The organism is Flaviflexus sp. (assembly GCF_041440645.1).
GTDB lineage: Bacteria > Actinomycetota > Actinomycetes > Actinomycetales > Actinomycetaceae > Flaviflexus.
Window position 1 is genome coordinate 1035 of the sequence record NZ_JASDVN010000047.1, and the last position, 1292, is coordinate 2326.

At 60.5% G+C, this 1292-nt stretch carries 1 protein-coding gene; it reads right to left on the bottom strand.

Translation table 11 applies throughout. The features are described from left to right. Positions 1–53: 53 nt before the first annotated feature. Positions 54–1292 (bottom strand): FGGY family carbohydrate kinase (locus QMB98_RS06475; protein WP_371684868.1); only part of this gene is annotated, 1239 nt, incomplete at its 5' end.

The window sequence follows — 1292 nt, forward strand, 5'->3', positions numbered from 1 at the left end:
GCAAAAGCTTGGGCCCACAACACTAGTTAGCTAAAAGTTCAGCTTTCGGTGATTTAGGCGTTGGTGACGTCCTCATCAACCCAATCGAAGGTACGGGTGACGGCCTTCTTCCACAGACGCATCTGGCGAGCACGCTCGTCAGCATCCATGTTCGGGGTCCATCGCTGGCCTTCCTGCCAGTTGTCGATAACGTCCTGCTCGCCGTTCCAGAAACCAACAGCAATACCGGCAGCGTAAGCTGCACCGAGCGCGGTGGTCTCAACAACCTTGGGGGCAACAACGTCGACGCCGAGGATGTCGGCCTGGAACTGCATGAGAGCGCTGTTGGCGGTCATACCACCATCAACACGGAGCTCGGTGAGTTCTGCGCCGGAGTCAAGGTTCATAGCCTCGAGGACCTCAGCGGTCTGGAAGGCGGTGGACTCGAGCACTGCTCGAGCGAGGTGACCCTTGTTGTTGAAGCGGGTCAGGCCAACGATCGCGCCGCGAGCATCATCCTTCCAGTAGGGTGCGAAGAGGCCGGAGAAGGCGGGAACGATGTACACGCCACCGTTGTCCTCAACGGTCTCAGCCAGGGTCTCGATCTCCGGCGCGGAGTCGATGATGTTGAGGTTGTCGCGGAGCCACTGGACGAGCGAGCCCGTGACAGCGATGGAGCCCTCGAGAGCGTAGACAGCGTCCTGATCGCCGATCTTGTAGCACACCGTGGTGAGCAGGCCGTTCTTGGAGGTCACAGCCTCGTTGCCCGTGTTGATGAGCATGAAGCAGCCGGTGCCGTAGGTGTTCTTCGCCATGCCCTTTTCGAAGCAGGCCTGGCCGAAGGTGGCTGCCTGCTGGTCGCCGAGGATGCCGGAGATCGGGGTGTCAATGATGAGGGTGTTCTTCGCACCTGCTCCGTAGACCTCGGAGGAGGAACGGATCTCGGGTAGCATCGACATCGGGATGGTCATGTCCGCACAGATGTCCTCGCGCCACTTGAGTTCGCGAACATCCATGAGCATGGTGCGGGAAGCGTTGGTCACGTCGGTTGCGTGGACGCCGCCGTTGGGGCCGCCGGTCAGGTTCCAGAGAACCCAGGAGTCGGTGTTGCCGAAGAGGAGGTCGCCAGCTTCGGCGCGCTCACGTGCACCCTCAACGTTGTCGAGGATCCACTTGACCTTCGGGCCAGAGAAGTAGGTGGCCAGACCGAGGCCACAGATCTCCTTGTACTTGTCCGGACCTTCGTCGCCAGCAAGTTCGCGAACGATCTTGTCGGTACGGGTGTCCTGCCAAACGATTGCGTTGTAGACGGG